14 protein-coding genes are annotated in these 17,516 nt (G+C 73.9%); 4 read left to right on the forward strand and 10 right to left on the reverse strand.

All coding sequences use genetic code 11. From position 1 onward, the window contains the following. Nucleotides 1-22: 22 nt before the first annotated feature. The 5 genes from V2J52_RS09840 to V2J52_RS09860 all read right to left on the reverse strand — a co-directional run bounded on the left by V2J52_RS09840 (nucleotide 23) and on the right by V2J52_RS09860 (nucleotide 5,028). A complete protein-coding gene (locus V2J52_RS09840; protein WP_331227506.1) occupies nucleotides 23-1,489 on the reverse strand; it encodes a peptidoglycan DD-metalloendopeptidase family protein in 1,467 nt (488 codons plus the stop codon). Between the two features lies 1 nt (nucleotide 1,490). Then, nucleotides 1,491-2,405, reverse strand: coding sequence for a permease-like cell division protein FtsX (gene ftsX / locus V2J52_RS09845; RefSeq protein WP_331227507.1), 915 nt, complete (start codon nucleotides 2,403-2,405; stop codon nucleotides 1,491-1,493). Between the two features lie 7 nt (nucleotides 2,406-2,412). Then, nucleotides 2,413-3,102 carry a cell division ATP-binding protein FtsE gene (gene ftsE / locus V2J52_RS09850; protein ID WP_331227508.1) on the reverse strand — a complete coding sequence of 230 codons (690 nt, stop codon included), beginning with the start codon at nucleotides 3,100-3,102 and terminating at the stop codon, nucleotides 2,413-2,415. A gap of 121 nt (nucleotides 3,103-3,223) precedes the next feature. Continuing rightward, on the reverse strand, nucleotides 3,224-3,859 hold the full coding sequence (locus V2J52_RS09855) for a response regulator transcription factor (protein ID WP_331227509.1): 636 nt from the start codon (nucleotides 3,857-3,859) through the stop codon (nucleotides 3,224-3,226). Further along, nucleotides 3,856-5,028: a sensor histidine kinase gene (locus V2J52_RS09860; RefSeq protein WP_331227510.1), complete on the reverse strand. Its 1,173-nt coding sequence runs from the start codon at nucleotides 5,026-5,028 to the stop codon at nucleotides 3,856-3,858. The genes V2J52_RS09855 and V2J52_RS09860 overlap by 4 nt, the downstream gene beginning before the upstream one ends. A 180-nt stretch (nucleotides 5,029-5,208) precedes the next feature. Here V2J52_RS09860 and V2J52_RS09865 point away from each other — a divergent pair, with 180 nt between their 5' ends. After that, nucleotides 5,209-6,276 (forward strand): ABC transporter permease, encoded by a 1,068-nt coding sequence (locus V2J52_RS09865; protein WP_331227511.1) that lies wholly within the window; start codon nucleotides 5,209-5,211, stop codon nucleotides 6,274-6,276. Further along, complete coding sequence (locus V2J52_RS09870; protein WP_331227512.1) at nucleotides 6,273-6,995, forward strand: ABC transporter ATP-binding protein; 723 nt, start codon at nucleotides 6,273-6,275, stop codon at nucleotides 6,993-6,995. The genes V2J52_RS09865 and V2J52_RS09870 overlap by 4 nt, the downstream gene beginning before the upstream one ends. On the opposite strand, the gene prfB is transcribed toward V2J52_RS09870, so the two are convergent. Genes prfB through V2J52_RS09895 form a run of 5 tightly spaced genes read right to left on the reverse strand, consistent with a single transcriptional unit; the run spans nucleotide 6,949 to nucleotide 15,971 of the window. After that, nucleotides 6,949-8,055, reverse strand: coding sequence for a peptide chain release factor 2 (prfB, locus tag V2J52_RS09875; protein WP_331227513.1), 1,107 nt, complete (start codon nucleotides 8,053-8,055; stop codon nucleotides 6,949-6,951). The two genes, V2J52_RS09870 and prfB, sit on opposite strands and share 47 nt — an antisense overlap. A gap of 50 nt (nucleotides 8,056-8,105) precedes the next feature. Continuing rightward, nucleotides 8,106-8,249, reverse strand: a complete 144-nt coding sequence (locus V2J52_RS09880; RefSeq protein ID WP_331227514.1) for a hypothetical protein — start codon at nucleotides 8,247-8,249, stop codon at nucleotides 8,106-8,108. Beyond that, nucleotides 8,246-9,478: a multidrug effflux MFS transporter gene (locus V2J52_RS09885; RefSeq protein WP_434056403.1), complete on the reverse strand. Its 1,233-nt coding sequence runs from the start codon at nucleotides 9,476-9,478 to the stop codon at nucleotides 8,246-8,248. Before V2J52_RS09885 ends, V2J52_RS09880 begins: the two co-directional genes overlap by 4 nt. Before the next feature lie 23 nt (nucleotides 9,479-9,501). Then, nucleotides 9,502-12,735 (reverse strand): ATP-dependent helicase, encoded by a 3,234-nt coding sequence (locus V2J52_RS09890; protein ID WP_331227516.1) that lies wholly within the window; start codon nucleotides 12,733-12,735, stop codon nucleotides 9,502-9,504. Then, on the reverse strand, nucleotides 12,732-15,971 hold the full coding sequence (locus V2J52_RS09895; protein ID WP_331227517.1) for an ATP-dependent DNA helicase: 3,240 nt from the start codon (nucleotides 15,969-15,971) through the stop codon (nucleotides 12,732-12,734). Before V2J52_RS09895 ends, V2J52_RS09890 begins: the two co-directional genes overlap by 4 nt. A gap of 130 nt (nucleotides 15,972-16,101) precedes the next feature. Between V2J52_RS09895 and V2J52_RS09900 the strand changes: the two genes are divergently transcribed. Further along, complete coding sequence (locus V2J52_RS09900) at nucleotides 16,102-17,175, forward strand: YihY/virulence factor BrkB family protein (protein ID WP_434056417.1); 1,074 nt, start codon at nucleotides 16,102-16,104, stop codon at nucleotides 17,173-17,175. A 115-nt stretch (nucleotides 17,176-17,290) separates the two neighbouring features. Beyond that, complete coding sequence (locus V2J52_RS09905; protein WP_331227519.1) at nucleotides 17,291-17,515, forward strand: DUF3107 domain-containing protein; 225 nt, start codon at nucleotides 17,291-17,293, stop codon at nucleotides 17,513-17,515. The last annotated feature ends 1 nt before the right edge of the window (nucleotide 17,516 follow it).

Raw genomic sequence — 17,516 nt, forward strand, 5'->3', positions numbered from 1 at the left:
CCGGGTGGGGCATCGGACGGCCCTAGCGGCGGAACCCGGGCAGGCCCATCGGGTCGATCGTCGAGCCGTTCTTCCACACCTCGAAGTGGACGTGGCAGCCGGTGACGTTGCCGGTGGCGCCGGTGTAACCGACGACGTCTCCCTGGTTGACCCGCTGACCGGGCCGCACGTTGAAGCGGATGAGGTGGTTGGTCACGGTGACGTAGCCGCTGCCGTTGATGGTGCCGTGGTCGATGATGACCTGGTTACCGTGCGAGGCGTTGCCCGCGGCCGGGATGGTCGCGTTGACGGTGCCGCTGGCCGCAGCCACCTGCGGGTTGCCGCACGCGGAGCGGACGTCGACGCCGGCGTGGAACCACTGGTACCCCGCCAGCGGGTGCATCCGCATGCCGTACGGCGAGGTGACGTACAGCGGGTTGGGCACCGGAGGGATCATCGACGCCGATCCGCCGCCACCGCCGCCGCTGCCACCGCCGCCACTGCTGCTACCGCCACCGGAGCTGCCGCCACCGCCGGAGCTGCCGCTGTTGTTGCGGGCGGCCTCACGCTCAGCGCGCTCCTGACGCTCCCGTTCGATGCGGGCCTGCTCCGCCTGCTGGGCGGAGACGGTCTCGGAGCGGTCGGCCTCGATCCCCGCGATAATGCCGGCGAGCCGGTCGTCGTCGGCCTGCCGTTGGGCGAGGTCCTCGTCGAGCTGGGACTTGGCGGCCTCGAGCTGGGCAGCCAGTGCGGTCTGCTCGTCTTGGATCTGGCGGATCTCGTCGGTCCGGGCGGCGGCGTCGGCGCGCGCGGTGTCGGCTGCCGTGACGGCGTTCTCGGCCTCGACGAGCAGGTCGGCCACCCGTTCGCGCACGGCGTCCTGCCGCAGCTCCCGGTTGCGGTTGACCGCCGTGAGGTTCTCCAGGTCGGTGATGACCTTGGTCTGGCTGCGCACCGCGGTGTCGACGACGGCGCTCTGCTTGATGAAATCCTCGCTGGAGGAGGCGTTGAGGACCACCGACAGCGTGCTCAGGCTCGAGCCGCCACGGTAGGTCGTGCGGGCGAGCTCGCCGATCGATGAACGGGTCGCCTCGATCTGGGCGTCGCCGTCGTCGAGGGCCGCGGTGAGGTCCTCGAGCTCGACCTCGGCGACGGCCAGGCGGTCGGCGACGGCCTGCTGCGCGCGCTCGGCGGCGGCCAGCTCGGCCTCGGCCGCCGCCAGCTCGGCCTCGGCGATCGGCAGCCGGTCGTTGGCGTCCTGCAGCGCCAGGTAGGTCTCGGCGAGGTCGGCCCGCGTCCCCTCGAGCCGGGACTCCAGCTGCTCGCGCTCCTCGGCGTTCTGGCGCCGTTCGCGCTCCTGCTCGGCCAGCTGCTCGTCGTACTGGGAGATCTGGTCGTCGTAGTCCGCCGACGCCGGGGCACCGGCGAGGAGGAGCGCGACGCCGAGCGTCGAGGCAAGCAGGGCACGCAGCACCGGTCGGCGGCGCGACGGTCGTGGCGTCGTCGTCATCTCACACCCTCGTGTATCGGCTCAGTGACACCAGCGAGCTGATGCCGGCGAGCAGGATCGCGGCCAGCGCGAGGACCGGCGCGACCATGAGGACGTCGCCGGTGTCGACGAACTGCACCCACTGGAACTCGGTGGCCAGCCAGCCCTCGACGAGGTACTTCGCGGCGAGCCACAGGCCGCCGACGGCGAGCGCTGCACCGAGCAGCGCGGCCAGCGCGCCTTCGAGCATGAACGGCAGCTGGATGAAGAGGTTCGAGGCACCGACCAGCCGCATGATCGACGTCTCGCGGCGCCGGCTCATCGCCGACAGCCGGATCGTCGTCGTGATCAGCAGGACGGCGGTAAAGGTCATCACGCCAGCGAGCGACACGGCGAGCAGCGTGGCACGGTCCAGGATGAGGAACAGCGGCTCGAGCAGGGCACGCTGGTCGACGACGTCCTCGACGCCGGGGCGGCCGGAGAGCTCGTCGGCGACGACCTGGTACTGCTCGGGGTCGACCAGCTTGATCCGGAACGACACCTGCATCTGGTCGGCGGTGAGGGACTGCGTCCACACCGAGTCCGGCAGCTGCTCCTGGAAGGCCGCGAAGGCCTCCTCCTTGGTCTCGAAGAAGATCTCGTCCACGTAGGGCGCGAGTGCGTCGGAGTCGAGCAACGCCCGGACCTCGTCGAGCTGCTCGTCGGTCACCTCGCCGGCGGCGCAGGTGGCCACGCCGGAGTCCTGCGGGCACATGAAGACCGAGACCTCGACGCGGTCGTACCAGTCGTCCTTCATGTTGCCGATCTGCATCTGCAGCAGCAGCGCGGCGCCGACGAAGACGAGCGAGATGAAGGTGACGAGGACGACGGAGATGGTCATCGCGACGTTCCGGCGCAGCCCGGAGGCGAGCTGGGCGAGGACGAACTGGAGTCTCATCGCGCCCCTACCGTGCCGCGCCGTAGACGCCGCGGGACTGGTCACGCACGGTGCGGCCGTCGACGAGCTCGACGACGCGCTTGCGCATCTGGTCGACGATCTCGTCGTCGTGGGTGGCCATGACCACCGTGGTGCCGGTGCGGTTGATGCGGTCGAGCAGGCGCATGATGCCGATCGAGGTCGTCGGGTCGAGGTTGCCGGTGGGCTCGTCGGCGAGCAGCACGGCGGGCCGGTTGACGAAGGCGCGGGCGATGGCGACGCGCTGCTGCTCACCGCCGGACAGCTCGTGCGGCATCCGCCGCTCCTTGCCCTCGAGACCGACGGTCTCGAGCACCTCGGGCACCGTGGTGAGGACGTGGTGGCGCGGCTTACCGATGACCTGCAGCGCGATCGCGACGTTGTCGAAGACGTTCTTGTTGGGCAGCAGCCGGAAGTCCTGGAACACCATGCCGAGCTGGCGGCGCAGCTGCGGCACCCGCCACTGGCTGATCTTCGACAGGTCCTTGCCGAGCGCGAAGACGTCCCCGGACGTGGGCCGCTCCTCGCGCAGCACGAGCCGCAGGAAGGTGGACTTGCCCGAGCCCGACTGGCCGACGAGGAAGACGAACTCGCCGCGCTCGATCTCCAAGGTCACCTGATCGAGCGCTGGGCGGGCGCCTCGCGCGTACACCTTGGAGACGTTCTGAAAGCGGATCACTTGCTGCCATCGGCCAGTCTCGGAAGCAGGGGAAGAACTCTGGCCTGTCCAGCACACTAAGCACCAGCAGCCCCGCCGCGGTGCGCGACACGCCGCACGCGCCCGCCGGGCGGCCGGTGGGTCAGCGCCGGATGTAGCCCCGCTCGGTCGCGGCGGCCACGGCCGCGGTGCGGGAGGTGACGTCGAGCTTGGTGTAGACGTGGGCGAGGTGGGACTTGACGGTCGCGAGGCTGAGGTAGAGCTCCTCGGCGACCTGCTGGTTGCTCATCCCCTGCGCAACAAGCTCGAGGACCTGCGTCTCGCGGCTGCTGAGCGCCTCACCGCGGTCGCGCACCCGGCTGAGCAGCCGGGTCGCGATCGCCGGGGCGAGGGCGGAGCGCCCGGCGGCGGCGGCCCGGACCGCCGCTGCCAGCTCCTCCGGCGGCGCATCCTTGAGCAGGTACCCGGTCGCGCCGGCCTCGACGGCGGCGAGGACATCGACATCGGTCTCGTAGGTGGTGAGCACGAGGACGCGGGGACCCGCGTCCCGCGCGGTGATGGCCGCGGTCGCCTGGGAGCCGTGCATGCCCGGCCCGAACTGCAGGTCCATGAGGACGACGTCGACGGCGATCTCGTCGACCAGCTCGACGGCGCGCTCGGCGGTGGCTGCCTCGGCGACGACGACGAAGTCCGGCTCCGTCTCGAGCACCGCCCGCAGCCCGGCGCGGACCACCGGGTGGTCGTCGGCGAGGAGCAGCCGGACGGGTGACGTGGTCATGACTGCTCCCCCGGCACCGGCAGGCTCACCGAGACCACCGTGCCGCGCCCCGGCGCCGAGTCCACCGCCATCGTGCCGTGCAGCGCCAGCGCCCTGGAGCGCATCGTCGTCAGGCCGAAGCCGCGCGTCGCCGGGTCGAAGCCCACGCCGTCGTCAGCGACCTCGAGCCGGACGGCGCCGTCGGCACCGTCGAGGGTGAGCCGCGCCCGGGTCGCACCGGCGTGCTGGACGACGTTCGCCAGCGCCGACTGCGCCACGCGTAGCAGCGCGACCTCGTGGCTGGTCGGCAGGTCGAGATGCTCGCCGGACAGCACGACGGCAGTCGGCATCCCGGTGTCCGTGGTCGCGGCCGCCAGCCGCTCCAGGGCAGCCGGCAACGCCCCGTCGTCCAGCCCCGGCGGTGTCTCGTCACGGACGAAGCGCCGTGCCTCAGCGAGGTTGTCCACCGCGGCCTCCCGGGCGCGGGTGATGTGGCGGGCCGCGTCGTCGGGCCGGTCCGGCAGCGCCCGTTCGGCCGCCCGCAGGAGGAGCTGGATGCTCGACAGGCCTTGGGCGAGGGTGTCGTGGATCTCCCGGGCGAGGCGCTCCCGCTCGGTGAGCATCCCGGCCGCCCGTTCGGCGGCAGCGAGCTCCGCGCGGGTCTCGGTGAGCTCGACGATGAGCCGCCGGCGGGCGTCGCTCTCCCGGTACAGCGCCTGGTAACCAAGGACCGTGGCGACGGCGACCGCCGCTCCCAGCACCGGTCCGACGACCATCGGTCCGGTCAGCGCGTGCTGGTGCCAGCCGAAGCCGGCGACCGCCGCGACCGTCGTCGCCATCACGGCCGGCAGCCCGGCGCGCAGCGGCAGCAGGTGGAGCTGGAGGAAGAACAGCGGGAAGGCGAGCCACACGGCGTCGGCGGAGAGCACGAGAAGGACGAGCCAGCACAGGGAGACGGCCGCCAGCCACAGCGCGGCGGCGCGCACGGACCGCCGGACGGCCGGCAGCAGCGCCCCGGCGGCGTAGACGACCATCATGGCGACCGCCGACGCGACCACGGCGCCCACGCCCAGCACCTGCGACTGCCCGGACACGGCGCGCAGCACCGCGAGCCCGAGCATGGCGATGACGAGCAGGTGCAGGCACAGCCGCAGCACCCGCAGCACGGGGGTCAGCGCGTCGGGGTTCACAAGGTCCCCAGCGTAGGCACCGGCCGGCCCGACGGCATCGGCCGAAAGGTGTAGCGACCGCACCACCCTGCGGCGCCCGGGAAGCAACCACCCGCCCGATGCCGGCTCACGGCCCTGCCGCGCAGGCTGGATGCAGCGCCGGGGAACCGCCCCGGCCACCGACAGTGAGGAGGGCCGCTCGTGTTCCTGGCCTGGAGAGACCTGCGATTCGCCAAGGGGCGGTTCGCACTCATGGGGGCCGTCGTCGTGCTCATCACCGTGCTCGTCGGGCTGGTCTCCGGACTGACCGCCGGCCTGGCGCGCCAGAGCACGTCGGCGATCACCGACCTGCCCGCCGACCACCTCGCCTTCGCGGCCCCGGCCGACGGCGAGGACATCTCGTTCACCGCCTCGGCCGTCGAGGAGGCCACCTGGCGGTCCTGGGCCGAGCAGCCCGGCGTGACCGAGGCCCAGCCGGTCGCCGTTGCCACCGCTCGGGCCGAGGCCGACGGCGTCACCGCGAGCGTGTCGACCTTCGGCGTGCTGCCCGGCTCCGGGCTGGCGCCCGGCGACGTCACCACCGGCTCCGTCGTCCTGTCGACCACGGCGGCCGAGGACCTCGGCGCCGCCGTCGGTGACACCGTGGCGATCGCCGGCACCGACCTCACCGTGGCCGCCGTGGCGGGCGACGACTCCTACAGCCACACCCCGGTGGTGTGGGCGGCGCTCAAGGACGTCCAGCAGCCTGGGCACGACGGCCCGCCGGCAGCCACCGTGGTCGCGCTGCAGACCACCGACGCCGCCGACCTCGCAGCCGTCGACGCCGAGCTCGGCACCGCGACCGTCAGCCGCGCCGACTCGCTCAGCGCGATCGGCTCCTACACCTCGGAGAACGGCTCGCTGCAGCTCATGCGCGGGTTCCTGTTCGCGATCTCCGCGCTCGTCATCGGGGCGTTCTTCACGGTGTGGACCATCCAGCGCAGCGGCGACGTCGCGGTGCTCAAGGCCCTCGGCGCCTCGACCTCCTACCTGCTGCGCGACGCCCTCGGCCAGGCCGCGGTGCTCCTCGCGCTCGGTACCGGGCTGGGGACGGCGATCGTCGCCGGGCTCGGTCTGCTCGTCGGCGGCGCCGTGCCATTCGTCCTCAGCGTCGCCACGACGCTGCTGCCCGCCGTCGTCCTCATCGTCCTCGGTGTCCTCGGCGCGGCCCTCGCCATCCGCCGGATCACCTCCGTCGACCCCCTCACCGCCCTTGGGAGCGCCCGATGACCCTCACCCTGTCCCACGTCACCCTCACCTACCCCGACGGACCGTCCCGGCTGACGGCGGTCGACGACGTCACGCTCGACGTCCCCGCCGGCACCATGACCGCACTGGTCGGGCCGTCGGGCTCGGGCAAGTCGAGCCTGCTCGCGGTCGCGGCCACGCTGATCACGCCGGACTCCGGGCACGTGGTCGTCGCCGGCACCGACACCACGGGCCTCGACCGCGGCGAGCTGACCGAGCTGCGCCGGGCACGCATCGGCACCATCTTCCAGCAGCCCAACCTGCTGCCGTCGCTGACGGCCGTGGAGCAGCTGCAAGTGGTCGCCCACCTCGCCGGGAAGTCAGCCTCGGCGGCCCGGGCGCGCGGCCTGGAGCTGCTCGACGCCGTCGGCATGGTCGACCGCGCCGACCACCGTCCCCACCAGCTCTCCGGCGGTCAGCGGCAGCGGGTGAACATCGCCCGGGCGCTGATGAACGAGCCGTCGGTGATGCTCGTCGACGAGCCGACGAGCGCGCTGGACCACGAGCGCGGCGCTGCCGTGCTGGAGCTGTTGACCAGGCTGACCCGCGAGCAGGGCACTGCGACGGTGCTCGTCACCCACGACCACTCCCAGCTGGGAGGCGTCGATGCCGTCGTCGAGATCCACGACGGCCGGCTCACCAGCCGCAGCGAGCTCAGTCGTTCAGGTGCTGGCGACGCCAGCGGATACCGGCCTCGATGAAGTCGTCGATCTCGCCGTCGAACACCGCGGACGGGTTGCCCTGCTCGTGCTCGGTGCGCAGGTCCTTGACCATCTGGTAGGGCTGCAGCACGTAGGAGCGCATCTGGTCGCCCCAGCTGGCCTTGACGTCGCCGGCGAGCGCCTTCTTGGTGGCGTTCTCCTCCTCCTTGCGCTGCAGGAGCAGCCGGGACTGGAGCACCCGGAGGGCGGCGGCGCGGTTCTGGATCTGGGACTTCTCGTCCTGCATCGACACCACGATCCCGGTGGGGATGTGAGTCATCCGCACCGCGGAGTCGGTGGTGTTGACGCTCTGCCCGCCGGGGCCGGAGGACCGGAACACGTCGACCTTGATCTCGTTCTCCGGGATCTCGACGCTGTCGGTGCTCTCGATGAGCGGGATGACCTCGACGGCGGCGAAGGAGGTCTGGCGCCGGCCCTGGTTGTCGAACGGCGAGATGCGCACCAGCCGGTGGGTGCCGGCCTCGACCGACAGCGTGCCGTAGGCGTAGGGCGCCTGGACCTCGAAGGTCACCGACTTCAGGCCGGCCTCCTCCGCGTAGGAGGTGTCCATCACCTTGGTCGAGTAGCCGTTGCGCTCGGCCCAGCGCAGGTACATCCGCAGGAGCATCTCGGCGAAGTCGGCGGCGTCGACGCCGCCGGCTCCGGCGCGGATGGTCACCACGGCGTCACGGACGTCATACTCGCCGGAGAGCAGGGTGCGCACCTCCAGCTCGCCCAGGGCCTTGCGCAGCGGACCGAGGTCCTTCTCGGCCTCGGCGAGGGTCTCGGCGTCGTCCTCCTCGGTGGCAAGCTCGACGAGTGCTTCGAGGTCGCCGATCCGCGTCTCCATCGTCTCCAGCCGCTCGAGCTCGTGCTGGGCGTGGGACAGCTGGCTGGTCACCGCCTGCGCGGCGTCCTGGTCGTCCCACAGGTCCGGGGCCGCGGCCTTCTCGGAGAGCTCGGCGATCTTCGCCCGGATCTGCTCGGGCTCCAGGACCGCGTTGATCTGACGGAGGGTCGAGCGCAGGTCACTGATCGCTGCGGAGAAGTCGGTAGCCACAGTCCCCCAGGCTACGCGATGTGCTCGGCCCCGCTGTGCGGGGTGGCTCCTCAGAGGGTGTAGACGACCACCATCAGGCCGATGAGGAGCAGCGCGATGGCTGCTGAGACCGCCCGCCACCAGGGCGGTCGCACCGGGCGGTGCCGCTCGCTCTGCCACGGCAGGTCGTTCAGCTCAGGTGGGAGATCAGTCATGGTGCGTCCATCCTGCCACCACCGCGGTAGGCCGGGGTGCCGACCGCGACGACGACGAGCGCGAGCGCGACGACCCCGACGATGACGACCGACATCGCCACCGCGCCGTCGCCGATGACACCGACGAGCGGGCTGACGGTGCCGGCCACCCCGGACTGCACGGCACCGATGAGTGCGGCAGCCGAGCCGGCCCGCTCACCGTGGCGGCTGAGGGCCAGCGCTGTCGAGTTCGGCGGCACCACCGAGTTCACCGCGAGGATGAGCCACAGCGGCACCATCAGCCCGACGAGCCCGCCGAAGTCCTGCCAGGCGACGACGAGCAGCACCAAGGCAAGCAGGAGCACGAGCGGCACCGCGACCCGGATCATGTGCAGCGGCTCGAACCGTCGCACGAGCGCGGCGTTGACCTGGGCGCCGAGCACGAGACCGATCCCGTTGACCGCGAACAGCAGCGCGAACTGGGTCTCGCCCAGCCCGTACTCGCCGCGGAAGACGAACGGTGAGCCGGCGACGTAGCTCATCAGCGCTCCCATGGCGAGACCGGGCAGCAGCGCCAGCGCCATGAACTGGCGGTCACGCAGCAGCAACCGGTAGCTGCGCAGGGCGCCTTTGGCGCCGTCGTCCCGGCGTTGGAAGTGCGGCAGGGTCTCGGGCAGGAAGCGCCAGATGAGGGCCATCAGCCCGACTCCGAGCAGCGCGAGGACCGCGAACACCATGCGCCAGTCGGAGACCTGGGCGATGAAGCCGCCGAAGGTCGGGGCGAGCAGCGGCGCGACCCCGACGACGAGCATCAGCCGGGAGAGGACCGCCGAGGCGGCGGCGCCGGTGTAGCGGTCGCGGATGACGGCCATCGCCGTCGTCATCGCCGAGGCGTTGCCGACGCCCTGGATCAGCCGGAGCACCAGCAGCGGCACGATCCCGGCGGCGAAGATGCACAGGATCGAGGCCACGACGTGCAGCGCGATCCCCACCATCACCGGGCGGCGACGGCCGAACCGGTCGGAGATCGGGCCGATGAGCAGCTGGCCGACGGCGCCGCCGATGAGCACGCCGGTGATGGTCGCCTGGACGAGCGCCGGCGTGGTGTCGAGGTCGGTGGCGACCTCGGGCAGCGACGGCAGGTACATGTCGGTGGTCAGCGCCGGCAGCGCCGCCATCGCGCCCATGAGGAGGACGAACCTCGCGCTGGGTCGCGGGGCGGCTGGGACGAGGTTGCTCACGCGGGACATGGTCGCACCCGCGCGGGCCTGCGTCAGCCCGGAGCCGGGCTGCCGGCGCGCGCGACCGCCTCGAGCAGGCGCGCCTCGATCTGCTCCTCGGTCAGCCGGCCCGCCTCGACGGTGAGGTCGGGAGCGACGAAGTAGAACGCGGCGTGCACGTCGTCGAGCGGGGTGCCGGTGTGGCGGGCCCAGGCGAGCCGGTACAGCGCCAGCTGCAGCTCGCGCTGCGCGAGCGCCGTCTCGTCCCGGGGCGGGGCGCCGGTCTTCCAGTCGACGACGTGGGTGCCGAGATCGTCGTCGAACACGGCGTCGATCCGGCAGCGGATGACGGTGCCCGCGACCGGCGTCTCGAGGTCGACCTCGATGGCGACCGGAGTTCGGGCCGCCCACGGCGACGCCTCGAAGGTCCGCTTGAGGGCGGCGAGGTCCGGGACGTTCCCGGCGCCGCCGGTGCCGGCCGGCGGCGCGTCGGCGTCGAGGTCGAGCAGGGACGGAGCGCCGTAGAACTCCTCGACCCAGGCGTGGAACAGGTTGCCGACGGCGGCGTGCTCGCTGGGTGCGGTGGGCATCGGCCGGCGCCGGTCGAGGGCGAAGGCCTGCGGGTCGCCGGCGAGGCCGACCGCCGCGGAGGCCGACAGGTGGCTGCCGAGGCCGACGTCGAGCTCCGGTGCCCCGGACGACGCCCGCTCGCGCAGCAGCAGGTCGGTGTCCCGCAGCCAGCGCCGGACGTCCGGGTCCGCCGGCGGCGGCTCGGTGGCCGCGTCCGGGGCGACGCCGCGGACGGCGGCGGCCGCCATCTCGGTCCGGTCGCGCCGCGCACCGAGCGGGTCGAACGGCCACGCAGCGGTCTGCGCCTCCTCGAGGTCCGGGTTGGTGGCATCGGCCGGCGGCGGCTCGGTCCACGCGAGGGCGCCGTCGAGGTCCTCGACCAGGCCGAGGTCACGAGGGCCGGCGACGAAGCGCGAGGGCGGCAGCGGCTTCTTCCCGGCGCGGAACCACGAGCCGGTGAGCAGCAGGGTGTGCTTGGCGCGGGTGACCGCGACGTAGGCCAGGCGTCGTTCCTCGGCAACGGCGTGGGTGCCGACGGCGCGGCGGAGCTCCAGCAGCGCGTCACGGACGTCGGCATGGCTGCCGGCCCCATCGAGATCGAGCAGCGGCAGGCTGGGCTCGTCACCGCGCAGCGGGTAGGGCAGGGTGCGGCGGTCGGTGAGCCAGCCGGCGGCGCTCACCGCACCGGAGTTCTTCGGGGCGCCGGCGTAGCTGGGGAACTGGGACTCGACGAGGCCGGTGACGGCGACGACGTCCCACTCGAGCCCCTTGGCGGCGTGGATGGTGAGTACCTGGACGGCGCCGGGCTCCGGGTCGGAGTCGACCGGCTCGAGCCCGCGTTCTCGCTTGTCGGCCACGTCCAGCCAGCCGAGGAACGCCCCCAGCTGGGCGCCGTCGGCGTCGGCCGCGAAGCCGGCGGCGACGTCGACGAATGCGTCGAGGTCGGCCCTGGCGTGGGCCCGGGACCGGCCGGCGCGCGCCGCCACCTCGATGTCGAGGCCCATGAGCGTGATGGCGTGGGAGACCAGCTCGGGCAGCGAGAGGTAGGACGCCGAGCGCAGCTGGCGCAGCAGGTCGCCGGTGCGCCGTACCCGGTCCGCGCCGGCCGGGCTGAGGCTCGCCCCGCCGGGCGACCGCCACGAGGGCTCCGGGGGGTGGTCGACGGCCTCGACGAGGCTGCTCTCGCCGCGGGCCTCCTGGCCGGCGAGGTGCCGTGCCCAGGCGGCGAGCACGTGCAGGTCCCGCGGCCCGACCCGGGCGCTGGTGAGCAGCCGCATCACCGAGTCGCCGCGGGCGGCGTCGTGGGCGGCCTCGAGGGCGGCCCGGAGGTCGACGATCTCGGGCGTGAAGAGCAGCCCGCCGAGGCCGACGACCTCGACCGGCACGCCGCGCTCCTCGAGGGCGGCGACGACGGCGCCGAACTGCGAGCGCGCCCGGCACAGCACCGCGGCGGTGCTGGTCGTGCCCGGCCGCCACCACCGGGCGAAGAAGTCCGCGACGCCGGTGGCTTCCTCCGCCGCGGCGGCGGGGTAGCCGGCGAGCACCTGGCCGCGCTCCGCGCCGGGGCGGGGCACCAGCTCGGGGACGTCGACGTGCGGGGCCCGCGACGCGGGGTCGGGCACCCGCAGTGGCGCCGAGATGGCGTTGGCGACGTCGAGCACCGCGGTCTCGTTGCGCCACGACGTACGCAGGTAGCGCGTGGGGGTGCGCTGCTGCCCGGCCCGGCCGAGGCTGGGGAAGTGGTCGGGGAACTCGGCGAGCGCGGCGGCCGCCGCCCCGCGCCAGCCGTAGATCGCCTGGTTGGGGTCGCCGACCGCGGTCACCGGGTGCCCGTCGCCGAAGATCGTGGCGAGCAGCCGCAGCTGGGCGACCGAGGTGTCCTGGTACTCGTCGAGCAGCACGAGCCGGTACTGCTCACGCAGCGCGGCACCGACGGCCGGCACCTCGACGGCGATCCTGGCGGCGAGGGCGACCTGGTCGCCGAAGTCCATGACGCCGCGGTCCCGCTTGGCCCGGGTGTAGGCGTCGACGACGTCGAGCACGGCGATCCGCTCGCGCAGCGCGGCGACCACCTTGACGGTGTCGGCGTAGGGCGCCTTGCGCGACGGGTCGTGGATCGCGGTGAGGGAGTCGACGAGGTCGGTGAGCTGCTCGCGGGCGTCGTCGGTGGACAGCAGGTGCTCCGACAGCGCCCCGGAGAGCGAGAGCACCACCTCGGTGACGGTCGCGGGGGTGGCGTCGGTGTCGAGCGCGTCGTGCCAGCCCTGGACCACGGAGTCCGCGAGCTGCCAGGCGCCGGCCTCGGTGACCAGCCGGGTGTCGGGGTCGGCGCCGACGCGCAGCGCGTGCTCCTTGGCGATGTCGGCCGCGAAGGAGTTGTAGGTGGCGATGGTCGGGCGGTCGACGTCGAACCCGCCGGCGCCGGCCGGCCCGATGGCGCCCGAGCGGCGCAGCTGGCGCAGCCGCAGCCGGACCCGGTCGGACAGCTCGGCGGCGGCCTTGCGGGTGAAGGTCAGGCCGAGCACCTCGTCGGCCCGGACGTCGCCGTTCGCGATGTGGAACACCACCCGCGCGGACATCGTCTCGGTCTTGCCTGACCCCGCGCCGGCGACGACGAGCTGCGGGGCGAGCGGTGCGGTGATGACCGCCTGCTGCTCCTCGGTGGGGACGTGCTGGCCGAGCGCCTCGGCGATCTGCTGCGGGCTGAGCCTGGTCACTGCGCCACCTGCTTCCCCTCGGTCTGCAGCGGGCAGCTGCGCCGGACCGGGCAGTAGGAGCAGCCGGGGTTGCGCCGGGCCTCGAACTCGCCGCCGGCCATGGTCTCGGCCACCCGCCCGACGAGCTCGCGCCCCCAGGCCGGGTCCTCGGCCGAACCCATGGCCACCTGCTCGCGGGCCGCCGGCCCGGTGCTGCCGGTGCCGAGGTAGACCAGCCGGCCACCGGCCGACGTGGTGCCCTCCCCCAGGCCGCCGGCATCGATGGCGACCTGGTAGGTGGCCAGCTGCGGGTTGCGGTGGCCGTCCTCGACCGAGACCGGGTTCTTGGAGGTCTTGAGGTCGACGACGCGCACCTCGCGCGGCTCGGCGGCAAGCTCTTCGATCCGGTCGATGCGGCCCTTGAGCCGGGCCCGGCCGACGTCGGCGAGGAACTCGGCCTCGACGGTCACCGGCCCGGGCACGCCGGCGACGTAGTGCGCGAGGCGGTCGACCATCGCGCGGGCCTGGTCGTGGAGCGCGCGCCCCACCCAGCCGTCGCCCACCCCGAGGCCGGCCCAGCGCTCCTCGAGCGCGGCGTGCAGCTCGTCGGCGGTGCCGCCCGGGTGCTGCTCGGCGATCTCGTGGACGAGGGTGCCGAGCGACTGGTCCATGGTGTCCTCGCGCTGCCCGCCGCCGGCCTGCAGCGCCCAGCGCAGCGGGCAGCGGTCGGCGGACTCCACGCTCGACGGCGACACGACGACCTGCTCGTCCGGCGCCCGCAGCGGCTCGGTGGTGGTCGCGGGCGACAGGCCCGCCCACTCCTCGGGGGCGGCGCCCGCGACCCGCTCTGCGGCGAGCCGCGACAGCAGCGACGCCGCCACGGTGAGGCGCTGCTGGTCGGGGCCCGTGCCGGCGAGCTCGGTGTCGAGCGCGGCACGCAGCTCGGCGACGAGCCCGCGCAGGTCGAGCGCCGGCGGGACGTCGTGCACCCGACGCTCGACGGCGCCCTCCCCGGCCGGGTCGAGCAGCTCGAGGAACGAGGAGGGCCGCTGCTCGAGGTCGAGCACCGCGGTGGCGACCAGCCGCCGGCTCGCGCGGCTGACCGCGACGGCAAGCATCCGCAGCTCGTCGTCGAGGACGTCGCGGCGGGCCTGGCGCCGGTCGGCGGCGGCGTCGGCCGCCCGGCGACCGGAGCCGATCTCCGCGAGCACGCCGGCACCGAGGAGGGTGTCGCGCAGCCGGAGGTCGGGCCAGACGTCCTCCTGCAGGCCGGCGATCACCACCACCTCCCACTGGTCCCCCTCGGTTGCCGCGGGGGTGAGCACGGCGACCGACTCCCGGTGCTGCGCCCGCCGGGCGAGGGTGTCGGCGGCGATGTCCTGGGCGAGCAGCTCGGCGACGAAGCCGCCCGGGCCGGCGCCGGCCTGCCGCTCGTCGAACTGCTCGGCGGCGCGGAACAGCGCGACGACGGCGTCGAGGTCGGCGTCGGCGCGCACCCCGGCGGGGCCACCGGCCAGCGCCCGCTGCCGCCACGGCCGGGCCAGCCCGGCCGCCTGCCACACCGCCCACAGCGCCGCGGTGGCGCCGGCGCCGTCGGTGACCGCCCGCCGGCCGGCGGCGAGCACCTGGCTCACCCGCTGCGGCCCGGCGCGGTGGAGGGTGGGCAGCTCGGCGGCCGCCGCCGGCTCACCGAGCAGCTCGACGAGGTACTCGTCCACCGCGGCGCGCACCGCCACCGGCGCGCTGCTCTCGGGCAGCCCGGCCGCGGCAGCACCGCGCAGCGCGCGGCGCAGCGCCCGCAGCGACACGGCGTCCATCGCCCCGATCGGCGAGCAGAGCAGCGCCACCGCGCGCTCGGCGTCGAGGTCGTCGCCGACCGCGACCTGCAGCGCGGCCAGCAGCGGGCGCACCGCGGGCTCGGTGTGCAGCGCACGCTGGCCGGACTCGTGGGTCACCGGCACGCCGGCCTCGCGGAGCATCCGTCGCAGCCCGGTCACCTGCGCGGCCGACCGGACGACGACCGCCATCTGCGACCACGGCGTGCCGTGGTGCAGGTGCTCCTCGCGCAGCCGGCGCGCGACGTGCGCCGCCTGCTGGCTCTCGCTGCGCAGCACGGTCACCTCGGCACCGGCGGGCCGGCTCGTGCTCGCCGGGCCGGCTGCGGCCGCTCGACGGTGCCGGGCCCCGCCGACCACCGAGATCGGCGCCGTCACCCGCGCGACGACCTCGCGCAGCTGCCGGTCGCCGCGCCACACCGTGGTGAGCACCTCCTGGCGCGCGTCGAAGCCGCCGATCGCCTCCCGGGTGGTCGCCCGGCCGACCAGCGCCGGCGTACCGCCCCGAAAGCCCTGCACCCCGGCGTCCGGGTCGCCGAGCAGCACGAGCTCGGCGCCGTCGTCGGCGAGCGCTCCCAGCAGCCGCGCGGTCGCCAGGGTGGCGTCCTGGTAGTCGTCGACGACGACCGTCCCCCACCGCGGCGGCTCGGCGCCGGGCAGGTCACGCCGCCAGGTCCGCAGCGCCTGGGTGGCGACGTCGACGATGGCGGCGACGTCGTAGCGGGCGCCGCGGTCGTGCGGGCCCTCGCTCAGCGTGGTGACGTCGACGTACTCCTCGAGCACGGTCGCGGCCGAGACCCACTCCGGCCGGCCGCTGCGCCGGCCCAGCCCGGCCAGCTCCGCCGGTGAGAGCCCCAGCTCCACCGCCCGGGTGAGGAGGTCGCGCAGCTCGGCGCGGAACGCCGGCAGCTGGCGGGCCTGCGGCCCGACGGACTCCGGCCAGCGCGGGTCACGACCGTGGCCCTCGCGGTGGCCGGCGAGGAGGTCGGCGAGGATGGCGTCCTGCTGCGGGCCGGTGATGAGGGCGGGCGGCGGCAGTCGCAGCATGGCGGCCCGGGCGCGCACGACGGCGTAGGCGATCGCGGCGACCGACCGCACCGTGGCGGCGGCCCCGCCGGTCCCGAGCAGCCGGGCGCCGACGGTGTCGCGCACCCGGTCCGCGGCACGGCGGCTGGGGGCGAGGAAGAGCGCCGCCCCGCCGAGCGGGTGGGCGCTGCGCGGTTGCGGCGCGGCGGCCCGGGCGCGGGCGACGAGGGTCTCCACCGCCGTCGTCGTCTTGCCGGTGCCGGGAGCGCCGACGACCAGGAGGTGCCCCTGCCCCGGCACCGCGCTGACCACGCGCTGCTGGTCGGCGTCCAGCAGCACCGGTGACGGCGTGGCCGGCTCACCGGTCGGCGCGAGGAGCGTCGTCTGCTGGGACATGCCTCCGATGGAACCACGCACCACCGACATCGCCGGGCACGCACCGCCGGGCACTGCGGCCGGCCACCGGTTGCGGACCGTCGCGCCCGGGCAGACCCTCTCCTCACGACCCGATGCCCAGGGAGCGACGATGACCTCGAGCCATGCCCGGCACGACCCGGACCACCCGCGCAAGCCTGCCTCGCCCACCGACCTGAGCACACCGTCGTGGACGTACGTGCTGCGCACGACCGTGCGCGAGTTCATCGCGGACGAGTGCACCATGCTCGCCGCCGCCCTCACCTACTACGCGGTGCTCTCGGCCTTCCCGGCGCTCATCGCGCTCGCCTCGATCCTCGCGCTCGCCGGCCAGGGCGAGGAGGGCACCGACCAGATCACGACCATGCTCGGCGACGTCCTGTCCGAGGACACGATGGAACAGCTCCAGCCCGTCATCGACAGCATCACCAACGTCGGTGCCCCCGGGATCGGCCTGGTCATCGGCCTGCTCGTCGCGCTGTGGACGGCCTCGAACTACGTCACCGGCTTCGCCAAGGCGATGAACCGGATCTACGAGATCCCCGAGGGCCGGCCGATCTGGAAGCTGCGTCCCTGGACCTACCTGCTCACGCTCGTGCTCCTGCTGCTCGTGGCGGTCGCCGTCGTCATCCTCGTCGTCAGCGGCCCCGTCGCGCAGACGGTGGGCGACCTCATCGGGCTGGGCTCCACCGCGGTGACCGTGTGGTCCATCGCGAAGTGGCCGGTGCTGCTCGTCGTGGTCATCGTCATCATCGCGCTGCTCTACTACGGCGCACCGAACGTCAAGCAGCCGAAGATGCGCTGGATCAGCATCGGCGCGGTGCTCGCCATCGTGATCGCGGCGCTCGCCACCGTCGGCTTTGGTCTCTACGTCGCGAACTTCGGCAGCTACAGCGCCACTTACGGCGCCCTCGCCGGTGTCATCATCTTCCTGCTGTGGCTGTGGATCATGAACCTCGCGCTCCTGTTCGGCGCAGAGTTCGACGCCGAGCTCGAGCGCGGCCGCCAGCTGCAGGGCGGCATCGAGGCCGAGGAGCACATCCAGCTGCCGGCGCGCGACACCCGGGCCGCGGAGAAGAAGGCCGCCAAGAAGCGCGAGCACGTCGAGCGCGGCCGCGCGCTGCGGCTCTCCCGCGGCCGCACCGAGGACGACGGCGAGCCCGCCCCGCCCGACGACGACCGATAGCCGGCCGGTCACGCCCGGCGCGAACACGTGCGCGGTCCGCGCCGCCACCCACCTACGATGGCAACTCCATCCCGTCGGCCGTCCGCGGCCGTCCCACAGCAAGGAGCACACTCAGGTGGAGATCACCATCGGCATGCACGACGTCGCCCGCGAGCTCACCATCGAGACGGCCTCGGACACCAAGGCGATCACCAGCGCCGTCAAGGACGCGATCGGCAAGGGCGAGATCCTCGTGCTGCCCGACTCCCGCGGCGGGCAGGTCATGGTGCCGGCAGCGGCGATCGCCTACGTCCGGCTGGGTACCGAGGAGCAGCGCCGCGTCGGCTTCGACGTCGCCTGAC

The organism is Georgenia sunbinii (assembly GCF_036421875.1).
Lineage (GTDB): Bacteria > Actinomycetota > Actinomycetes > Actinomycetales > Actinomycetaceae > Georgenia_B > Georgenia_B sunbinii.

Excerpts from the sequence above, each read along its gene's own strand:
- V2J52_RS09900 (WP_434056417.1), top strand. The coding sequence starts at position 16,102 with ATGACCTCGAGCCATGCCCGGCACGACCCGGACCACCCGCGCAAGCCT.
- V2J52_RS09880 (WP_331227514.1), bottom strand. The coding sequence starts at position 8,249 with ATGACTGATCTCCCACCTGAGCTGAACGACCTGCCGTGGCAGAGCGAG.
- V2J52_RS09855 (WP_331227509.1), bottom strand. The coding sequence starts at position 3,859 with ATGACCACGTCACCCGTCCGGCTGCTCCTCGCCGACGACCACCCGGTG.
- V2J52_RS09870 (WP_331227512.1), top strand. The coding sequence starts at position 6,273 with ATGACCCTCACCCTGTCCCACGTCACCCTCACCTACCCCGACGGACCG.
- V2J52_RS09895 (WP_331227517.1), bottom strand. The coding sequence starts at position 15,971 with ATGTCCCAGCAGACGACGCTCCTCGCGCCGACCGGTGAGCCGGCCACG.
- V2J52_RS09885 (WP_434056403.1), bottom strand. The coding sequence starts at position 9,478 with ATGTCCCGCGTGAGCAACCTCGTCCCAGCCGCCCCGCGACCCAGCGCG.
- V2J52_RS09840 (WP_331227506.1), bottom strand. The coding sequence starts at position 1,489 with ATGACGACGACGCCACGACCGTCGCGCCGCCGACCGGTGCTGCGTGCC.
- ftsX (WP_331227507.1), bottom strand. The coding sequence starts at position 2,405 with ATGAGACTCCAGTTCGTCCTCGCCCAGCTCGCCTCCGGGCTGCGCCGG.